General features: G+C 70.5%; 1 protein-coding gene. It reads left to right on the forward strand.

Annotated features, from left to right (window positions below):
* Positions 1–823: 823 nt before the first annotated feature.
* A partial coding sequence (locus NBX02_RS16190) for a M17 family peptidase N-terminal domain-containing protein (protein ID WP_445548472.1) occupies positions 824–1,180 on the forward strand: 357 nt, incomplete at its 3' end.

Raw genomic sequence — 1,180 nt, forward strand, 5'->3', positions numbered from 1 at the left:
CCTCTGGATCTTCCACCGAAGATCCGGAAACGACCAGTGCCTCATCCGCAAGCTGCGATCCGGGGGCCGGGCTCGAGAGCCGGCCGCCGCCCGGGAGCGTCCGGCTCGCCCATCGAAAATCCGGACGCGTGCGCCCGGCCCGTCGGGACACTCCGCCCTGGAACACCCCACATCCCCGGTACACCGCCGAGGAATGCGAACACGAGCCACCACGGCAGCGGCGGACCCACATCCTTCGGAGTTTTTATATGTGTCTTACGACATAGAAGATCTCCTGAAACCCTAGCCAAGATCTTAGGCAGCGTAATTTGCCTATGACGCCAGCGGATCCGAAGCAAGGCTTCCGGACAGACCCGCAGACCTGTTTTAGTTTTTCGGAAGATCAGCGTCCCAGGCCTCCGCCGACTCGGTGATCACCAGCGGGCGGTGGCGGGCAAGGATGTGACTGCGCTGCTGCTCCAGCAGCAGTGGATCCGCGTCCTTCAGCCCTTTCGGGGCAACCGGAGCGGCGGGGGCGACGGTCGCGGGAGTGGCTGGCGGGTGGCATGCGGTCGGGACGCGGGCACGGGGCGGGGAGCGGCCCCGACAGCCTCGGCAGCCGGCGGTGTTGACGGGCATGCCGGATACGGGCGGGAACGGCCTCGCGGTGGGGAGGCTGTGGCGCGCGCACTGGAGCCGGTTCCGGGGCGGTCCGGGCGGGTTCCGGGGGCGGGGCGGGGGCGGGGCGGGGGCCGGGCGAGGGCGCTGTGGGACGGTGTGGAGGACCCGGCTCTGCATCGTCCTGTGGTGTGTTCCGTAGTCTCTCGGCATGACCGTGACTGCCGTGACAACCTCATCCGTGCTGGATCTTGATGCTGACGCGCTGGTGATCGGTGTCGCGACGGGCAAGGACGGTCCCATCCCGCTCGGTGGCACCGAGGAGCTGGACATGGCACTCGGTGGCCGGCTCGCGACGGTCCTCGCCGACCTGGGGGCCACCGGCAAGGCCGGTGACCTGGTCCGGTTCGCGACTCTGGGGACCCTGCGCATCCCGACGGTGCTCGCGGTCGGCGTCGGCGCGCCGCCGGCACAGCCGCCGGCGGCGGGCACATCACCAGCGGATACGGGCGCGGACGAGGGCACCGGGGCGGCTGCGGACGCGGCGGCGGCCGACGGCGGCATCGGCCATGAGACGCTGCGC

Source organism: Protofrankia sp. CiP1_Cm_nod1 (genome assembly GCF_920888515.1).
Classification (GTDB): Bacteria; Actinomycetota; Actinomycetes; order Frankiales; family Frankiaceae; genus Protofrankia.